This window comes from Pseudomonas sp. WS 5532 (genome assembly GCF_012985445.1).
Lineage (GTDB): Bacteria > Pseudomonadota > Gammaproteobacteria > Pseudomonadales > Pseudomonadaceae > Aquipseudomonas > Aquipseudomonas edaphica.
In genome coordinates this window covers 660,530-677,240 of the sequence record NZ_JAAQWK010000001.1, presented here as the reverse complement: position 1 = coordinate 677,240, position 16,711 = coordinate 660,530, and the positions used below count along the sequence as shown (strand labels likewise).

At 59.1% G+C, this 16,711-nt stretch carries 18 protein-coding genes; 2 read left to right on the top strand and 16 right to left on the bottom strand.

Translation table 11 applies throughout. The annotated features are described in order from the left end of the window. Positions 1 to 6: 6 nt before the first annotated feature. Positions 7 to 207: a hypothetical protein gene (locus tag HBO23_RS03190; protein ID WP_017137167.1), complete on the bottom strand. Its 201-nt coding sequence runs from the start codon at positions 205 to 207 to the stop codon at positions 7 to 9. 107 nt (positions 208 to 314) lie between these two features. Further along, positions 315 to 881, bottom strand: a complete 567-nt coding sequence (gene dcd / locus HBO23_RS03185; protein ID WP_017137166.1) for a dCTP deaminase — start codon at positions 879 to 881, stop codon at positions 315 to 317. Positions 882 to 1,270: 389 nt separating this feature from the next. On the opposite strand from dcd, the gene HBO23_RS03180 reads away from it, so the two are divergent. Next, positions 1,271 to 1,480, top strand: coding sequence for a cold-shock protein (locus HBO23_RS03180; RefSeq protein WP_002554837.1), 210 nt, complete (start codon positions 1,271 to 1,273; stop codon positions 1,478 to 1,480). A gap of 235 nt (positions 1,481 to 1,715) precedes the next feature. On the opposite strand, the gene rpoS is transcribed toward HBO23_RS03180, so the two are convergent. The 8 genes from rpoS to HBO23_RS03140 all read right to left on the bottom strand — a co-directional run bounded on the left by rpoS (position 1,716) and on the right by HBO23_RS03140 (position 8,848). Further along, the gene (gene rpoS / locus HBO23_RS03175; protein WP_017137165.1) at positions 1,716 to 2,726 is read right to left on the bottom strand and encodes an RNA polymerase sigma factor RpoS; all 1,011 of its coding nucleotides are present in this window, start codon (positions 2,724 to 2,726) and stop codon (positions 1,716 to 1,718) included. Between the two features lie 106 nt (positions 2,727 to 2,832). Beyond that, complete coding sequence (locus HBO23_RS03170; RefSeq protein ID WP_170036466.1) at positions 2,833 to 3,675, bottom strand: peptidoglycan DD-metalloendopeptidase family protein; 843 nt, start codon at positions 3,673 to 3,675, stop codon at positions 2,833 to 2,835. Positions 3,676 to 3,884: 209 nt separating this feature from the next. After that, positions 3,885 to 4,520, bottom strand: coding sequence for a protein-L-isoaspartate(D-aspartate) O-methyltransferase (locus HBO23_RS03165; RefSeq protein WP_169850588.1), 636 nt, complete (start codon positions 4,518 to 4,520; stop codon positions 3,885 to 3,887). Between the two features lie 41 nt (positions 4,521 to 4,561). Beyond that, positions 4,562 to 5,311: a 5'/3'-nucleotidase SurE gene (gene surE / locus HBO23_RS03160; RefSeq protein WP_017137163.1), complete on the bottom strand. Its 750-nt coding sequence runs from the start codon at positions 5,309 to 5,311 to the stop codon at positions 4,562 to 4,564. Further along, complete coding sequence (gene truD, locus HBO23_RS03155) at positions 5,299 to 6,357, bottom strand: tRNA pseudouridine(13) synthase TruD (protein ID WP_017137162.1); 1,059 nt, start codon at positions 6,355 to 6,357, stop codon at positions 5,299 to 5,301. Before truD ends, surE begins: the two co-directional genes overlap by 13 nt. Beyond that, positions 6,354 to 6,827, bottom strand: a complete 474-nt coding sequence (gene ispF, locus HBO23_RS03150) for a 2-C-methyl-D-erythritol 2,4-cyclodiphosphate synthase (RefSeq protein WP_012722614.1) — start codon at positions 6,825 to 6,827, stop codon at positions 6,354 to 6,356. Before ispF ends, truD begins: the two co-directional genes overlap by 4 nt. A 54-nt stretch (positions 6,828 to 6,881) precedes the next feature. Further along, entirely contained in the window at positions 6,882 to 7,727 is an 846-nt protein-coding gene (gene fghA, locus HBO23_RS03145) for an S-formylglutathione hydrolase (protein WP_017137161.1), read from the bottom strand. An 8-nt stretch (positions 7,728 to 7,735) separates the two neighbouring features. Continuing rightward, positions 7,736 to 8,848 (bottom strand): S-(hydroxymethyl)glutathione dehydrogenase/class III alcohol dehydrogenase, encoded by a 1,113-nt coding sequence (locus HBO23_RS03140; protein WP_017137160.1) that lies wholly within the window; start codon positions 8,846 to 8,848, stop codon positions 7,736 to 7,738. Positions 8,849 to 8,957: 109 nt separating this feature from the next. Here HBO23_RS03140 and HBO23_RS03135 point away from each other — a divergent pair, with 109 nt between their 5' ends. Further along, positions 8,958 to 9,854: a LysR substrate-binding domain-containing protein gene (locus HBO23_RS03135; RefSeq protein WP_017137159.1), complete on the top strand. Its 897-nt coding sequence runs from the start codon at positions 8,958 to 8,960 to the stop codon at positions 9,852 to 9,854. Positions 9,855 to 9,966: 112 nt separating this feature from the next. Here the strand turns inward: HBO23_RS03135 and ispD are convergent, their stop codons facing one another. The 6 genes from ispD to tilS form a co-directional block, all read right to left on the bottom strand. After that, positions 9,967 to 10,674: a 2-C-methyl-D-erythritol 4-phosphate cytidylyltransferase gene (gene ispD, locus HBO23_RS03130; RefSeq protein ID WP_170036464.1), complete on the bottom strand. Its 708-nt coding sequence runs from the start codon at positions 10,672 to 10,674 to the stop codon at positions 9,967 to 9,969. Continuing rightward, positions 10,671 to 10,949, bottom strand: a complete 279-nt coding sequence (gene ftsB / locus HBO23_RS03125; protein WP_017137157.1) for a cell division protein FtsB — start codon at positions 10,947 to 10,949, stop codon at positions 10,671 to 10,673. Before ftsB ends, ispD begins: the two co-directional genes overlap by 4 nt. A gap of 170 nt (positions 10,950 to 11,119) precedes the next feature. Next, positions 11,120 to 12,409 (bottom strand): phosphopyruvate hydratase, encoded by a 1,290-nt coding sequence (gene eno / locus HBO23_RS03120; protein ID WP_017137156.1) that lies wholly within the window; start codon positions 12,407 to 12,409, stop codon positions 11,120 to 11,122. A gap of 157 nt (positions 12,410 to 12,566) precedes the next feature. Further along, the gene (gene kdsA, locus HBO23_RS03115) at positions 12,567 to 13,412 is read right to left on the bottom strand and encodes a 3-deoxy-8-phosphooctulonate synthase (protein WP_010212442.1); all 846 of its coding nucleotides are present in this window, start codon (positions 13,410 to 13,412) and stop codon (positions 12,567 to 12,569) included. 5 nt (positions 13,413 to 13,417) lie between these two features. Next, entirely contained in the window at positions 13,418 to 15,049 is a 1,632-nt protein-coding gene (locus HBO23_RS03110) for a CTP synthase (protein ID WP_078741105.1), read from the bottom strand. A gap of 273 nt (positions 15,050 to 15,322) precedes the next feature. After that, on the bottom strand, positions 15,323 to 16,642 hold the full coding sequence (gene tilS, locus HBO23_RS03105) for a tRNA lysidine(34) synthetase TilS (protein ID WP_170036462.1): 1,320 nt from the start codon (positions 16,640 to 16,642) through the stop codon (positions 15,323 to 15,325). Positions 16,643 to 16,711: the final 69 nt, after the last annotated feature.

The following is a 16,711-nucleotide window of genomic DNA, read 5'->3' as shown; positions in this document are numbered from 1 at the left end:
GATAAGTCAGGCGACAGGCGCGGGAGGCGGCTCATCGGGAAGGACTGGCTCACCGGGCTCGGTGGGCTGCTGCGGCCAATCTTCGTCAGGTTGGCCAGGGATGCCACCCGCATACGCTGGGTCGGCCATCAGGGACCAGGCCAGAACACCAATCTGGTTGGGTTCAAGCCGGGCGAGTTCGGCGCTGATTCGCGGGTCGATCTTCATAAAGTACTCCTCAAGCGTGGCTCGGCGCGTTTTGCACGCACCGAGGCAGTACACCCAATAGAGTCACTTCACGCAGACTAATTCCCTTTGCGTGTAAGACCTTTCGATCAAGCGCGTGGGAGAGTAACGCCACGCTGGCCCTGATACTTGCCGGCGCGGTCTTTATAGGACACTTCACAGGCTTCGTCGGACTGCAGGAACAGCATCTGCGCCACGCCTTCGTTGGCGTAGATCTTTGCCGGCAAGGTGGTGGTGTTGGAGAACTCCAGGGTCACGTGGCCTTCCCACTCCGGCTCAAGCGGCGTCACGTTAACGATGATGCCGCAGCGCGCGTAGGTGCTTTTACCCAGGCAGATGGTCAACACGTCACGTGGAATACGGAAGAACTCCACGGTGCGCGCCAGGGCAAAGGAGTTTGGCGGAATGATGCACACGTCGCTTTTAACGTCGACGAAGCTCTTTTCGTCGAAGTTTTTCGGATCGACGATCGCCGAGTTGATGTTGGTGAACACCTTGAATTCATCGGCACAGCGTACGTCGTAGCCGTAGCTGGAAACACCGTAGGAAATCACGGGAGCCGCGCCTTCGCCACGGATCTGGCGTTCAACGAAAGGTTCGATCATGCCGTGTTCTTGCGCCATGCGGCGAATCCACTTGTCCGATTTGATGCTCATGGCGGGTGTCCTGAATAGCGAGGTGGAAAAATTCTGTTGGGCATCTTACCGGGGCTGGCCCTGGGGTTCAAAGGGCGCAGGGCATTTGTTGATGAATGTGCAGCCGTCTATAAGCGGCAGCCAGCGGGGCCGGGCCCCACATTACAGTGCCAGGTGACTGTAAATACCACCGCCAGTCACGAAAATAGAGAAACCTTCGGAAATACCATTGGCACGTCCCGGAAAAAGGGTTAAGGTGGCGCCACTGTGCTGCTTGTGTCACTGAGAATCTCTACACGATATGTTGAATTTCGATCCAACCATCTCCAAGAATTTTTCCTGCTCTTTGCACTCAGTCTCGGCCAGGGCTTTTCCTGAGTCGCAGTTAACTTTGTCCAAGGAGATACACCATGTCTAATCGCCAAACTGGTACCGTTAAGTGGTTCAACGATGAAAAAGGCTTCGGCTTCATCACTCCACAATCCGGTGACGACCTGTTCGTTCACTTCAAAGCTATCCAATCCGACGGCTTCAAAAGCCTGAAAGAAGGCCAACAGGTTTCTTTCATCGCTACCCGCGGTCAGAAAGGCATGCAAGCTGAAGAAGTTCAAGTTATCTAACTTGTACTGACTTAGTCGAAAAAACCCCGCCCTTAAAAGCGGGGTTTTTTTATGCCTGGGATTTAGTCCCGGCCCCCAGGTAATACCAGGCACAAAAAAATGTGGGAGCGAGCTTTATGTGGGAGCTGGCTTGCCTGCGATACTGACACCTCGGTGTATCAGGTACACCGAGGTGATGCTATCGCAGGCAAGCCAGCTCCCACACAAGCCCGCTCCCACATTTTGTACTGCGTCTTTATTGGAACAACGACTCACTCGACAAGCCGTTCTTCTCGAGGATCTCACGTAAGCGCTTGAGGCCCTCCACCTGAATCTGCCGCACCCGCTCACGGGTCAAGCCGATCTCCAGGCCTACATCCTCCAGGGTGCTGCTCTCATGGCCGCGCAAGCCGAAACGGCGAATCACCACCTCGCGCTGCTTGTCCGTGAGTTCGGACAGCCACTGGTCAATGCTTTGGGAAAGATCATCGTCCTGCAACAGCTCACAAGGATCTGTCGGGCGATCATCTGTCAGGGTGTCCAGCAGGGTTTTATCCGAATCCGGACCCAGCGAGACATCGACCGAAGACACGCGCTCGTTCAAGCCGAGCATGCGTTTAACCTCGCCCACTGGCTTTTCCAGCAGGTTGGCGATTTCCTCAGGCGAAGGTTCATGATCGAGTTTTTGTGTCAGCTCACGTGCCGCCCGCAGGTAGACGTTGAGCTCCTTGACCACATGGATCGGCAACCGGATCGTACGGGTCTGATTCATGATCGCCCGTTCGATGGTCTGGCGAATCCACCAGGTGGCATAGGTAGAAAAGCGGAAGCCCCGCTCAGGGTCGAACTTCTCCACTGCCCGGATCAAGCCCAGGTTGCCCTCCTCGATCAGGTCCAACAGCGACAGGCCACGATTGACGTAGCGTCGGGCGATTTTCACCACCAGCCGCAAGTTACTTTCAATCATGCGCTTGCGCCCAGCCGGATCGCCCTTTTGCGACAAGCGCGCAAAATGGACTTCTTCTTCGGGAGTCAGCAAAGGGGAAAAGCCAATTTCATTGAGGTACAACTGCGTAGCGTCGAGCGCCCGCGTGTAGTCAATGTACTTGTGCTGCTTTAACGCGGTGGCGTTTTTGGATTTGGTGCGAACTGAAGGTTTAGCAGCTCCTTCATCATTCGACATCGATTCCTTTTCGGTGAGGATCTCCATTTCAAGGAGAACCTCATCGTCGATGTCAAACTCCGGCGCTTCTTTACTGAGAGCCATTGTTATAGTCCTTTGGTGAGTTCGACCTCAAGCTCAAGCGACGCCTTTATCCTTGGCAACGCTGGAGCCTGTTCCTTCTACGTGAGGGAACAGGCTGTGCAACACATCAACGACGGGGTAGGAATTGCAGCGGATCTACAGGCTTCCCTTGGCGGCGAATCTCAAAGTGCAGTTTCACCCGGTCTGTACCAGTTGACCCCATTTCGGCAATTGTCTGTCCGACTTTGACCTGCTGCCCCTCCCGAACCAACAGCCTGCGGTTATGACCGTAGGCACTGACGTAGGTATCGCTGTGTTTGATGATGACCAGCTCGCCGTAGCCCCGTAAACCACTCCCGGCGTAAACCACTGTCCCATCAGACGCAGCTAAAACAGGCTGTCCCAAATCCCCGGCGATATCAATGCCTTTATTCAAACTACCGTTTGAAGAGAATTTTCCAATCAGCACCCCGTTTGAAGGCCATCCCCAACCGGTCGGCGCCGGCCCGGCAGGTGACAACGGCGTGGCTGCCGGCTTGCTCGCAACCGTAGGCGCAGCGGTGCCTGCAGGCCTGGTGATGATTGTGGTTTTGCTTGAGGACGAGGCCGAAGATCCGGACTTTGTCACAACTGCCGTAGATGCCGAACCGGTACGCCCATCGAAACGGATGGTTTGCCCGGGATGTATCGTATACGGCACAGGAATATTGTTACGAGCTGCGAGCGCCTTGTAATCCCAGCCGTAACGGAAGGCGATTGAGAACATCGTGTCCCCCTTTCGCACTACATATTGCCCGGTGGTGACTGTCGGTTTTTGCGGCACGGCGCTGGCACCGTTTCGGTCGACAACCCGAGCGCCGCTGGACGGAGAGCTTGAGCAACCCACCAATAAGGAACTCAAGACAAGGCCAAGCACCAGTCGCTGAAAACTTGTTTTACTCATACGCTGCGCTAGACCTGTGAGACTCACCCGCCGCTCCCTTTGTGCTGGCCGAACATGAATGCCTGTATCAGGCTTGAAATATGTCGCAAGTATAACTGGGCATTGGCTTTTTACCGGTACACGACTGAAACGAAAAATTCATCGCGTTTAAACCCGGCTTCCAATCATGTTGACTCAATAAGCCCCGCCGTAAGACACATCCCCATCAACAGAATTCACTGTTTGCAAAGAAATGATCAGGCCAGCGGGCCATTGAGCAGCGGAACGAAGCGCACAGCACCCAGTACATGCCGGGAAAAGCCTTCGTCCTCGCGAATAATGAGCATCAATTGTTGCACTTCGCCAGAGCCCACCGGGATGACCAAGCGCCCGCCAGGGGCGAGCTGATCGAGCAACGCCTGGGGCACATCGGTGGCGACCGCCGTGACGATAATGCCGTTATACGGCGCCAGCGCCGGCCAGCCTTCCCAACCGTCGCCCCAACGGAACACCACGTTGCGCAGGTTGAGCTCCACCAGGCGCTCCTTGGCGCGGTCCTGCAGGACCTTGATGCGCTCCACCGAGAACACCCGTTCCACCAGCTGCGAGAGCACGGCGGTCTGGTAACCCGAACCGGTGCCGATCTCCAGCACCTTGTCCAACGGCCCCGCCGCCAGCAGCAGTTCACTCATGCGCGCGACCATATAAGGTTGCGAGATGGTCTGGTTATGGCCGATTGGCAACGCAGTGTCTTCATAGGCACGATGCGCCAGCGCCTCATCCACGAACAGATGCCGAGGCGTGCGCCGGATGACTTCCAGCACCTGGGCGTTGGACAGGCCTTCTTCATACAGACGCTGGATCAAACGCTCGCGGGTACGCTGGGAGGTCATCCCGATACCACGACGCAACAGGTCGTCTTGTTCACGCGCCATTAACGCAACCCCTCAAGCCAGCCATCCAGACTACTGAAGGCATCACTGAAGGTGCGATCGAGCTGCAACGGGGTAATCGAAACATAACCTTGCATCACCGCATGAAAGTCGGTGCCGGGGCCGCCGTCTTCGGCATCGCCGGCGGCGGCAATCCAGTAACCTTCCTTGCCACGCGGGTCGACCACCTTCAACGGTGCTGCCGCACGAGCGCGATGGCCCAGGCGCGTCAACTGGATGCCGCGGATATGGTCGAGGGGCAAATTGGGGATATTAACGTTGAGCACCGTGCGCGGTGGCAAGTCCAGCGAGCCGTGGGCCTCCACCAGCTTGCGGGCGAAATACGCCGCCGTCGCCAGGTTATCCAGTTGCCGTGAGGCAAACGAAAAAGCGAATGAGGTGCGCCCCAGGAAACGCCCTTCAAGGGCCGCCGCCACGGTGCCGGAATACAGCACGTCATCGCCCAGGTTGGCGCCCAGGTTGATGCCCGACACCACCAGATCCGGCTCCTGGTCCAACAAGCTGTTGATTGCCAGGTGCACGCAGTCGGTGGGGGTGCCGTTCACGCTGATAAAGCCATTGGCCAGAACCTGCGGGTGCAGCGGACGGTCGAGCGTCAGCGAACTGCTGGCGCCGCTCTTGTCCTGGTCCGGGGCAACCACCACACACTCGGCGTAATCCTGCAGCGCAGCATAAAGCGCGGCAAGACCGGGTGCGGTGGCACCGTCATCGTTTGATATCAGAATACGCATGGGTTGTCCGTCGGCCCCACCGGCACCAGATCAACAAGCTCGCGCACCAACACAGTGGCGAAGCATCCGGCCGGCAGGACGAATTCCAATTGCAGAATGTCAGGACCGGGATAATGCCACGTCAACCCGCCAATGGGCAGTCGCAGAATGCGACGTTCCTGGCTCATGCCGGCGTTCACCAGCCAATCGCGCAGCTCTGGCTCGCTCGCGGCAATGGTTTGCTCAAGCGTGTGGGTCGCGCCGCCGGCCGGTGAATCACCCTCGCCCCACTGTGGGCCGGTGGGGTGCAGATCCAGAATCGCCAGGCGCGGGTCGCTGCATTCAGCCTCACCCGCCGGAAAAAAACTGCGACTGTCGGTAAACGCCAGCAGGTCACCGACCTGGGCACGTTGCCAGGAGCCGTCCGCGACCCGCGCCGCCAACACTTTGTTAAACAGAAAGCTGCGCGCGGTCGACAGCAGCCGCGAACGCACATTGCGCTGCTCGGGCAACGCCTTGCGCGCCGCCCACTCACGGGCATCCACCACGTTGCCGCCGTTATGCCCGAAACGCTGGGCACCGAAGTAGTTCGGGATGCCGTGCTGGGCGATCAGTTGCAAGCGTGCGTCGATGGCGGCGGTATCGCCGGCCAATTGCGTCAGGCGCAGGGTAAACCCGTTGGCCGAATGCGCGCCGCGTTGCAGCTTGCGCTTGTGGCGGCCCATTTTGAGGATCTTGAGGGTGTCGTTTTCGGCGCCGCTCATGTCCGGGTCGGCCTTGCCCGGCAGTTGCACGCTGAACCACTGACGGGTCAACGCCTGACGGTCCTTGAGCCCGGCATAGCTGACGGTGCGCAAGGGCACGCCAGCAGCCTTGGCGATACGGCGCGCAGCCTCTTCGGTATTCAGGCCGCGCTTTTCTACCCACAGCCACAGGTGCTCACCGTCGCCGCTCAGGGGAATGTCCAGCACTTCGTCGACCTGGAAATCTTCAGCCGTCGCTTTCAAAACCGCGCGGCCCAGAGCCTCGCCATAGGCACGCGGGCCCAGCAATTGCAGATCATTCATGCGCGCAGCAACAAGGCGACGGAGTGCACCGCGATGCCTTCTTCCCGGCCGGTAAACCCGAGCTTTTCGGTGGTGGTGGCTTTCACGTTGACTTGATCCAATTCAATTTGCAGGTCGGCGGCAATCAGCGCGCGCATCGATTCGATGTGGGGTGCCATTTTCGGTGCCTGGGCCACGATGGTGTTGTCGACGTTGCCGACCTTCCAGCCCTTGGCATGGATCAGGCCGACCACGTGGCGCAGCAAGACACGGCTGTCCGCGCCCTTGAAGGTCGGGTCGGTGTCTGGAAAGTGCTTGCCGATATCGCCCAACGCAGCCGCGCCGAGCAAGGCATCGCTCAAGGCATGCAGCACAACGTCGCCGTCGGAATGAGCCAGCAACCCATGGTGGTGTGCAATGCGCACGCCGCCCAAGGTGATGAAATCGCCTTCAGCGAAACGGTGCACATCGTAGCCGTGGCCAATACGCATAAAAAAACGCCCCGATTTAATTCAGGGCGTGATTCTACCTACTTTTGCCTCACATTAACCGAGCAAAGCACGACCATGATGTCGCAAATGATCTTCGATGAAGCTGGCGATAAAGAAGTAACTGTGGTCATAACCCGGCTGCAGGCGCAGTTCAAGCGGATGGTTGGCAGCCTTGGCCGCTTGCTGCAACGCCTCAGGCTTAAGCTGCACGGCAAGGAAATCGTCGCGATCGCCCTGATCCACCAGCAGCGGCAGTTTTTCCGAGGCTTCGCTGATCAGCACGCAGGCATCCCACTCGCGCCATTTGGAGCGCTCTTCGCCCAGGTAACGGGAGAAAGCTTTCTGGCCCCACGGGCAATCCATCGGATTGTTGATCGGCGAAAACGCCGACACCGATTGGTAACGCCCCGGGTTGCGCAAGGCACACACCAGCGCACCGTGACCGCCCATGGAGTGGCCGCTGATGCCGCGCTTGTCTGAAGCCGGGAAATGCGCTTCAACCAAGGCAGGCAATTCCTGCACGACATAATCATGCATCCGATAGTGCTTGGCCCACGGTTCCTGCGTGGCATTCAGATAGAAGCCGGCACCCAGGCCAAAATCCCAGGCGTTGTCCGGGTCGCCCGGCACACCCGGCCCACGCGGGCTGGTGTCGGGTGCGACAATGATCAACCCAAGCTCGGCGGCCATGCGCTGGGCGCCGGCCTTTTGCATGAAGTTCTCATCGGTGCAGGTAAGCCCCGACAGCCAGTACAGCACTGGCAACTTGCCGCCCTGCTCCGCTTGCGGCGGCAGGTAGACGGCGAAAGTCATGTCGCAACCGAGCACATCGGAATGGTGCTTGTAGCGTTTATGCCAGCCACCGAAGCTCTTCTGGCACGACAGGTTTTCCAGGTTCATGGCCGACCTCAGAAGTGGATGACGGTACGAATGCTCTTGCCTTCATGCATCAGATCAAACGCTTTGTTGATGTCTTCCAGGCCCATGGTGTGAGTGATAAAGGTGTCCAGCGGGATTTCGCCGGTCTGGGCCATTTCCACATAGCTTGGCAATTCGGTACGACCGCGCACACCGCCGAACGCCGAACCGCGCCAGACGCGACCGGTGACCAATTGAAATGGGCGGGTGGAGATTTCCTGGCCGGCACCGGCCACACCGATGATGACCGACTCGCCCCAACCTTTGTGGCAGCACTCGAGGGCGGCGCGCATCAGTTGTACGTTGCCGATGCACTCGAAGGAGAAGTCCACGCCGCCGTCGGTCAAGTCGACGATCACGTCCTGGATCGGGCGGTCATAGTCTTTCGGGTTAATACAGTCGGTGGCGCCCAGTTGCTTGGCGATTTCGAACTTGGCCGGGTTGATGTCGATGGCAATGATGCGACCGGCCTTGGCTTTCACCGCGCCAATCACCGCCGACAGGCCGATGCCGCCGAGGCCGAAGATGGCCACGGTGTCGCCCGGCTTGACCTTGGCAGTGTTGATCACTGCACCAATGCCGGTGGTGACACCGCAGCCCAGCAGGCAGACTTTTTCCAGCGGCGCTTCTTTAGGGATCTTGGCCACGGAGATTTCCGGCAACACGGTGTACTCGGAGAAGGTCGAGGTGCCCATGTAGTGGAAAATCGGCTGGCCCTTGTAGGAGAAACGCGTGGTGCCGTCGGGCATCAGGCCTTTGCCCTGGGTGGAGCGAATGGCCTGGCACAGGTTGGTCTTGCCCGACAGGCAGAATTTGCACTTGCCGCATTCCGGGGTGTACAGCGGGATCACGTGGTCGCCAACCGCTACCGAGGTAACGCCTTCGCCGATCGCTTCAACCACCGCACCGCCTTCGTGGCCGAGGATCGACGGGAAGATGCCTTCCGGGTCGGCGCCCGACAAGGTGTAGGCGTCGGTATGGCACACGCCGGACGCAACCACACGCAACAGCACCTCGCCGGCCTTGGGCATGGCGACATCCACTTCAACGATCTCAAGGGGCTTTTTAGCTTCAAAGGCTACGGCGGCGCGGGACTTGATCATCCGGGTTTCTCCAGGGAGTTAAAAACTGAGGCAGTGAGTGTAAAACATGGCTCACTGATAAATAATCCAGGCAAAAGCAAAACATTATTGCTGCACAGGGACAATCAACATGCTGGAAAACCGCTGGGAAGGCATAGATGAGTTCGTCGCCGTGGCTGAATGCAGCCAGTTCACCGCGGCGGCCGAGCGGCTTGGGGTGTCTTCATCGCATATCAGCCGGCAGGTGGCGCGCCTGGAGGAACGGCTGCAAACGCGCTTGCTGTATCGCAGTACGCGCAAGGTGACGCTCACCGAAGCCGGCCAGACCTTTCTGCAACATTGCCAGCGTTTGCAAGATGGTCGTGAAGAAGCGTTGCGCGCGGTGGGCGACCTCACCAGCGAACCCAAGGGCATGTTGCGCATGACCTGCGCGGTGGCTTACGGCGAGCGCTTCATCGTGCCGTTGGTCACGCGGTTCATGGGGCTGTACCCGCAGTTGCGCGTGGATATCGAATTGAGTAATCGCCAGTTGGACCTCGTGCACGAGGGGCTGGACCTGGCGATTCGCCTGGGGCGCTTGCAAGACTCACGCATGGTCGCCAGCCGCCTGGCACCTCGGCGCATGTACCTGTGCGCATCGCCGTCCTACTTAGCGCGGTATGGTCGGCCACATAGTTTGTCGGAATTGAGTCGGCATAACTGTCTGATCGGCAGCTCGGATATCTGGCAACTGGCTCAGGATGGACGGGAATTTTCCCAGCGAGTGCAGGGAAACTGGCGCTGTAACAGTGGGCAGGCGGTACTGGATGCGGCGCTGCAAGGGGTTGGGTTGTGCCAACTGCCGGATTATTACGTGCTGGAACATTTGCACACTGGCGCGCTGGTGTCGTTGCTGGAGGCGCATCAGCCGCCGAATACGGCGGTGTGGGCGTTGTATCCGCAGCAGCGGCATTTGTCGCCGAAGGTCAGGAAGCTGGTGGACTTTTTGAAGGCTGGGTTGGCTGAAAGGCCGGAGTACTGTGGCTGATTATTCGGCGCCTGTACCGGCCTCATCGCGGGCAAGCCCGGCTCCCACAGGGGAATGCATTTCAAAGGTGGGAGCTGGCTTGCCTGCGATGAAGTCGACACGGTTTAACTGACTACCTGCGGTTAGCCCACCGTAACCTGAGCCATTCAAGATCCTCTGGCCGGGTCACCTTGATGTTGTCCGCTCGCCCCTCGATCAAGCGCGGCGCTTGACCGGACCATTCAATGGCCGAGGCTTCATCAGTGATCACCGCATCGGCCACCAGGCTATCGGCCAAGGCACGATGCAACGCACCCAGACGAAACATCTGCGGCGTATACGCCTGCCAGATCAGGCTGCGGTCGACGGTTTCAACCACACGTCCATGTTTGTCGACGCGCTTGAGGGTGTCGCGCGCCGGCACCGCCAGCAGGCCGCCGATCGGATCATCCGCCAGTTCAGCCAGGAGTGTGTCGAGGTCATCCCGGCTCAGGTTTGGCCGTGCGGCATCGTGCACCAGCACCCAATCATCATCACTGGCGCCCAGGGCATTGAGTTGCAACAGCGCATTGAGCACCGAGCCCGAGCGCTCGTCGCCGCCGTCCGCACGCACGATGCGAGGGTCGTTGGCACACGACAGGTTTGGCCAATAGGGATCATCGACAGCAAGGCTGACCACCAGCCCCTTGAGGCCTGGATGGTCGAGAAAACAGCCAAGGCTGTGTTCCAGAATAGTGCGCCCGCCCAGTTGCAGATACTGCTTGGGACGGTCCGCAGCCATACGGGCACCGACGCCCGCGGCAGGAATCACGGCCCAGAAGGCCGGTAAATCGTTACTCATTGGGCCAACTGGTAGAGGGTTTCACCCTCCTTGACCATGCCCAACTCATGGCGAGCCCGCTCTTCAACGGTCTCCGTACCTTTTTTCAGCTCAAGCACTTCGGCATCGAGGACGCGGTTACGCTCCAGCAGACGTTCGTTTTCGGCATGCTGGTCGGCAATCTGCTGGGTCAACTCTTTTACCTGCGCAAAGCTGCCATTACCCACCCATAGGCGGTATTGCAGGCCAGCCAGCAACAAGAGCAAGACGAGGAACAACCAATTGGGACTGCGCATCGAAATCCGGGTATCCAGTAAAAAAAGACAGCCATGCAAAACTTCTACAGCAACTGATAGCACGAAGCCTGGAAGACCCAGGCTTGTGCTTGATAGCCATCAGATTAGCGCCGAAATACACACTGTCGTGAACTTTCCGACACAATCCTTAGACTTTTACCACTTAACAATCAGCCGCGAAACTCGCTACGACCGTTGTACTTGGCTTTACCTGCCAGTTGCTCTTCGATACGCAGCAATTGGTTGTACTTGGACACGCGATCGGAACGGCACAGGGAGCCGGTCTTGATCTGGCCCGCCGAGGTGCCCACAGCCAGGTCGGCAATGGTCGAATCTTCGGTTTCGCCGGAGCGGTGCGAGATCACGGCAGTGTAGCCCGCAGCCTTGGCCATCTGGATGGCTTCCAGGGTTTCGGTCAGGGTGCCGATCTGGTTGAACTTGATCAGGATCGAGTTGGCGATCTTTTTATCGATGCCTTCTTTCAGGATCTTGGTGTTGGTGACGAACAGGTCGTCACCCACCAGCTGGATTTTCTCGCCGATCTTGTCGGTGAGGACTTTCCAGCCATCCCAGTCGGACTCGTCCAGGCCGTCTTCGATCGAGATGATCGGGTAGCGCTCGGTGAGGCCTTTGAGGTAATCAGCAAAACCTTCCGACGTAAACACGTGGCCTTCGCCGGACAGGTTGTACTTGCCGTCTTCGTAGAATTCGCTGGCCGCGCAGTCCAGGGCCAGGGTCACGTCGGTGCCCAGCTTGTAGCCAGCGTTGGCCACAGCTTCGGAGATGACTTTAAGTGCATCTTCGTTGGACGCCAGGTTCGGTGCAAAGCCACCTTCGTCACCCACCGCAGTGCTCAGGCCACGGGCCTTCAGCACAGCCTTGAGATGATGGAAAATCTCGGTGCCCATGCGCAGGCCTTCGGAGAAGGTCTTGGCGCCAACCGGCTGCACCATGAATTCCTGGATGTCGACGTTGTTATCGGCGTGCTCGCCACCGTTGATGATGTTCATCATCGGCACCGGCATCGAGTAAACACCCGGGGTACCGTTCAGGTTGGCGATGTGTGCGTACAGCGGCAGGTCCTGGTCCTGCGCAGCCGCCTTGGCAGCGGCCAGGGACACGGCGAGGATGGCGTTGGCGCCCAGGCTGCCTTTGTTGTCGGTGCCGTCGAGCTTGATCATCGCGTGGTCCAGGGCTTTCTGGTCCAGCGGGTCTTTGCCCAGCAACAGGTCACGGATCGGGCCGTTGATGTTGGCTACAGCTTTGAGTACACCTTTGCCCAGGTAACGGCTCTTGTCGCCATCACGCAGTTCCAGCGCTTCGCGCGAACCGGTAGACGCACCGGACGGCGCGCAAGCGCTGCCGATGATGCCGTTATCGAGAAGCACGTCGGCTTCGACGGTGGGGTTGCCACGGGAGTCGAGAACTTCACGACCTTTGATGTCGACGATTTTTGCCATTGTTGTAAACACTCCAAAGTTGACGAAAACGACGCAGCTGTAGGAAATCTTTTGACCGACCGCAAGGGTGGAACAACAGGGCAGACTTGCAGGCGACAAGGCTCAGGCCCGCAGGCCTGAGCGTTTAGCGTGGGATACTTTACCGGAGAAACGCGGCTTACGCGGTCTCTACCGTCGGAAAACTCTTGACCAGTTCGTCCAACTGCTTCAACTGGGCCAAAAACGGCTCCAGCTTGTCCAGGCGCAGGGCGCAAGGGCCGTCGCACTTGGCGTTGTCCGGGTCCGGGTGAGCTTCCAGGAACAGGCCCGCCAGCGACTGGCTGATGCCCGCCTTGGCCAGGTCCAGCACCTGGGCACGTCGCCCGCCAGCAGAATCGGCGCGACCACCGGGCATTTGCAGCGCGTGGGTCACGTCGAAGAATACCGGGTATTCGAACTGTTTCATGATGCCGAAACCGAGCATGTCCACCACGAGGTTGTTGTAGCCGAAGCTCGAACCACGCTCGCAGAGGATCAACTGGTCGTTACCCGCTTCCACGCACTTGTTCAGGATGTGTTTCATTTCCTGAGGCGCGAGGAACTGGGCTTTTTTGATATTGATCACAGCGCCGGTCTTGGCCATCGCAACGACCAGATCGGTCTGGCGCGACAGGAAGGCCGGCAACTGGATGATGTCGCACACCTCGGCGACCACGGCAGCCTGTTCAGGCTCGTGGACGTCGGTGATGATCGGCACGCCAAAGGCTTGCTTGATGTCCTGGAAGATCCGCATGCCTTCTTCAAGGCCGGGGCCACGATAGGAGGTCACGGACGAACGGTTGGCCTTGTCGAAGCTGGCCTTGAACACGTAAGGGATACCGAGTTTCTCGGTCACTTTTACGTACTCTTCACAGACCTGCATCGCCATGTCGCGGCTTTCCAGCACGTTCATGCCGCCGAACAGCACCATGGGCTTGTCGTTGGCAATCTCGATGTCGCCTACGCGAATGATCTTCTGGGCCATCAGGTTTACGCCTTCTTCTGATGTTGCGTCAGTGCTGCTTTAACGAAACCGCTGAACAACGGGTGACCATCGCGCGGCGTCGAGGTGAACTCAGGGTGGAACTGGCAGGCCACGAACCACGGATGATCCGGCGCCTCGACCACTTCAACCAGCTTGCCATCACCGGAGCGACCAGAGATTTTCAGGCCGGCTTCTTTGATCTGCGGCAGCAGGTTGTTGTTCACTTCGTAGCGGTGACGGTGACGCTCGACGATCACGTCCTTGCCGTAGCAGTCGTGAACCAGCGAGCCCGGCTCCAGCAGGCAGTCCTGTGCGCCAAGGCGCATGGTGCCGCCCAGGTCGGAGGTTTCGGTACGGGTTTCAACGGCGCCGGTGGCGTCTTCCCACTCGGTGATCAGGCCCACGACCGGGTGGCCGCTGGTGTGATCGAACTCGGTGGAGTTGGCGTCTTTCCAGCCCAGCACGTTACGGGCGAACTCGATAACGGCCACTTGCATGCCCAGGCAGATACCCAGGTACGGCACTTTGTTTTCACGAGCGTATTGAACCGCGGTGATCTTGCCTTCCACGCCACGCAGGCCGAAACCGCCGGGTACGAGGATCGCGTCAACACCTTCGAGCAGTGCAGTGCCCTGGTTCTCGATGTCTTCGGAATCAATGTAGCGCAGGTTGACCTTGGTACGGTTGCTGATTCCCGCGTGGCTCATCGCTTCGATCAGCGACTTGTACGCATCCAGCAGTTCCATGTACTTGCCGACCATGGCGATGGTGACTTCGTGCTCAGGGTTGAGCTTGGCGTCAACCACGGCTTCCCACTCGGACAGGTCTGCACCATTGCACTGCAGGCCGAAACGCTCGACCACAAAATCGTCCAGGCCTTGCGAGTGCAGGATGCCCGGGATCTTGTAGATGGTGTCGGCGTCTTCCAGCGCGATGACCGCACGTTCTTCAACGTTGGTGAATTGCGCGATCTTGCGACGCGAGGAAATGTCGATCGGGTGATCGGAGCGGCACACCAGCACGTCCGGCTGCAGGCCAATCGAACGCAGCTCTTTTACCGAGTGCTGGGTTGGCTTGGTCTTGGTCTCGCCGGCGGTGGCGATGTACGGCACCAACGTGAGGTGCATCAGCATCGCGCGCTTGGCGCCGACTTCGAAACGCAACTGGCGGATGGCTTCGAGGAACGGTTGGGATTCGATGTCACCCACGGTGCCACCGATCTCGACCATTGCCACGTCGGCATCGCCTGCACCCTTGATGATGCGGCGTTTGATTTCGTCGGTAATGTGCGGAATCACCTGGATGGTTGCACCCAGGTAGTCACCACGGCGCTCTTTGCGCAGCACGTGCTCGTAGACACGACCGGTGGTGAAGTTGTTGTTCTGGGTCATGGTCGTGCGGATGAACCGCTCGTAGTGGCCCAGGTCCAGGTCGGTTTCGGCGCCGTCGTGGGTGACGAACACTTCACCGTGCTGGAACGGGCTCATGGTGCCCGGGTCAACGTTGATGTACGGGTCCAGCTTGAGCATGGTGACCTTAAGTCCCCGCGCCTCCAGGATGGCCGCCAATGAAGCGGAGGCAATGCCTTTCCCCAATGAAGAAACAACACCGCCCGTGACGAATATGTAGCGCGTCATGAAAAACCCTAGAAGTCTGCGTTAAAGCGGTCCGAGCCGCCGGGGAAAGCGAAGGAAGGCCGAAGCCCCCGATCACCTGCATTAATCACAGTGCACCTTTCAAAAAAACCGCCGCGTGGTGACAGACCAGCAATGAAACACCGGTACGTTGATCGCTACACATTTTTTGGAATCGCCCAGCAAAGACTGCTTGGTAATCGGCAACTGCTGCGATTCAGTTGAATCCACAGAAGTTGTATCAAGAAGGGAGCGTAGTCTACCGGAAAGCCTCTATCAGCTCAAACCTTGATCGCACCTCTGTGGCATCCAATGTAATTGCCACTTGCCAGTCGAGCAGGCGCATAGCCCCGCAAGGGTTGGGACAGCCAGCAATTGCTCGCCCTGATAGAGCAGCGGCAATCTGCCACGGATGAAGCCCGGCAAGCTACTTTCATTCAGCAGGCGCTTCAAGTCCCGCCGGCCCCGACCAGGCACATCGATGATTTCGCCGCCCTGGCGATAACGAATCACCAACGGGCCTGCAGGTGCCTCTCCGATAAGTTCAAGCTGACCATTACCCGGTAACTCTAGTGGGTTTTGCGGATGGGGCCAGCTCACCGGCGTGTCGGAAAACGCTGAATAGGTGGAAGGCAGCCACCACACACGCTCGCCGCAGCGGTGCAATTGACCATCGGCCAGGCGCCACAGCGGTTGCGCATCACCCTTGGCATCCCGCAAGGAATACCAACCGGCCCAGTGGTCGCTGTCGGGCAAGCGCGTCAGCGGCGTCAGCCAGTGGCGCAGGGCATTGCGTTGGCGGGCATCGGAAAATTCGCGCAAGGGAGCGAGGGCCAATGACGGCAAGGCCAGCCAGGGAAACGGCGAAGGCTGGTCGGCGGTTTGCAGGTCAATGACGGCCAATTCGTCGAGCAAGCCCTGGGCTTCGCTCAAGTGCTCGGCAGTGCGGGCCAGGCTGGCGACCGCTTGGGGCCAACGCTCGCTCAGCAGCGGGAACACACGATTGCGCAGGTAATTGCGCGAAAATCGGGAATCGGCGTTGGATGGGTCTTCGATCCACTGCAACTGGTGCTGGTGCGCATAGGCTTGCAGCTCGACGCGTGAGACATCCAGCAAGGGCCGCAGCAAGTGCCCTCCCCCCAATGGGCGATGCACCGGCATGGCCGCCAAGCCTCGCACCCCCGCGCCACGCAACAGGCGAAACAACAGGGTTTCGGCTTGATCGTCACGATGCTGGCCGGTGAGCATCACCTGCCCTGCCCCGGTCACTTCGGTAAACGCCCGGTAGCGCGCCTCCCGCGCTGCGCGCTCAACGCTGGCACCCGACTGGATTTGCACAAGCACCACCTGCAAGGGCACGCCCAGCTCGTCACATACGCCCTGGCAATGACTTGGCCAGGCATCGGCGGCAGCTTGCAGACCATGATGGACATGGATTGCGCTGAGGGGCGGCAGGGTTTCGGTGTTTGCCAGGGAGGCCAGGAGGTGCAGCAGGACGGTGGAATCAAGGCCGCCAGAGAAGGCGATATGCCAGGCGGGGGCGTTGCGCCAAGGGGCGAGGTTTCGCAGAAGTTTGGCGGGTAAAGTAGGGCTCATCAAAAATACCGGCGCAGAACTGGAATACGACAGCCAAGCATACACAAAGCAAATGTGGGAGCGGGCTTG

Excerpts from the sequence above, each read along its gene's own strand:
- HBO23_RS03190 (WP_017137167.1), bottom strand. The coding sequence starts at position 207 with ATGAAGATCGACCCGCGAATCAGCGCCGAACTCGCCCGGCTTGAACCC.
- dcd (WP_017137166.1), bottom strand. The coding sequence starts at position 881 with ATGAGCATCAAATCGGACAAGTGGATTCGCCGCATGGCGCAAGAACAC.
- HBO23_RS03180 (WP_002554837.1), top strand. The coding sequence starts at position 1,271 with ATGTCTAATCGCCAAACTGGTACCGTTAAGTGGTTCAACGATGAAAAA.
- rpoS (WP_017137165.1), bottom strand. The coding sequence starts at position 2,726 with ATGGCTCTCAGTAAAGAAGCGCCGGAGTTTGACATCGACGATGAGGTT.
- HBO23_RS03165 (WP_169850588.1), bottom strand. The coding sequence starts at position 4,520 with ATGACCTCCCAGCGTACCCGCGAGCGTTTGATCCAGCGTCTGTATGAA.
- surE (WP_017137163.1), bottom strand. The coding sequence starts at position 5,311 with ATGCGTATTCTGATATCAAACGATGACGGTGCCACCGCACCCGGTCTT.
- truD (WP_017137162.1), bottom strand. The coding sequence starts at position 6,357 with ATGAATGATCTGCAATTGCTGGGCCCGCGTGCCTATGGCGAGGCTCTG.
- ispF (WP_012722614.1), bottom strand. The coding sequence starts at position 6,827 with ATGCGTATTGGCCACGGCTACGATGTGCACCGTTTCGCTGAAGGCGAT.
- fghA (WP_017137161.1), bottom strand. The coding sequence starts at position 7,727 with ATGAACCTGGAAAACCTGTCGTGCCAGAAGAGCTTCGGTGGCTGGCAT.
- HBO23_RS03140 (WP_017137160.1), bottom strand. The coding sequence starts at position 8,848 with ATGATCAAGTCCCGCGCCGCCGTAGCCTTTGAAGCTAAAAAGCCCCTT.
- HBO23_RS03135 (WP_017137159.1), top strand. The coding sequence starts at position 8,958 with ATGCTGGAAAACCGCTGGGAAGGCATAGATGAGTTCGTCGCCGTGGCT.
- ispD (WP_170036464.1), bottom strand. The coding sequence starts at position 10,674 with ATGAGTAACGATTTACCGGCCTTCTGGGCCGTGATTCCTGCCGCGGGC.
- ftsB (WP_017137157.1), bottom strand. The coding sequence starts at position 10,949 with ATGCGCAGTCCCAATTGGTTGTTCCTCGTCTTGCTCTTGTTGCTGGCT.
- eno (WP_017137156.1), bottom strand. The coding sequence starts at position 12,409 with ATGGCAAAAATCGTCGACATCAAAGGTCGTGAAGTTCTCGACTCCCGT.
- kdsA (WP_010212442.1), bottom strand. The coding sequence starts at position 13,412 with ATGGCCCAGAAGATCATTCGCGTAGGCGACATCGAGATTGCCAACGAC.
- HBO23_RS03110 (WP_078741105.1), bottom strand. The coding sequence starts at position 15,049 with ATGACGCGCTACATATTCGTCACGGGCGGTGTTGTTTCTTCATTGGGG.
- tilS (WP_170036462.1), bottom strand. The coding sequence starts at position 16,642 with ATGAGCCCTACTTTACCCGCCAAACTTCTGCGAAACCTCGCCCCTTGG.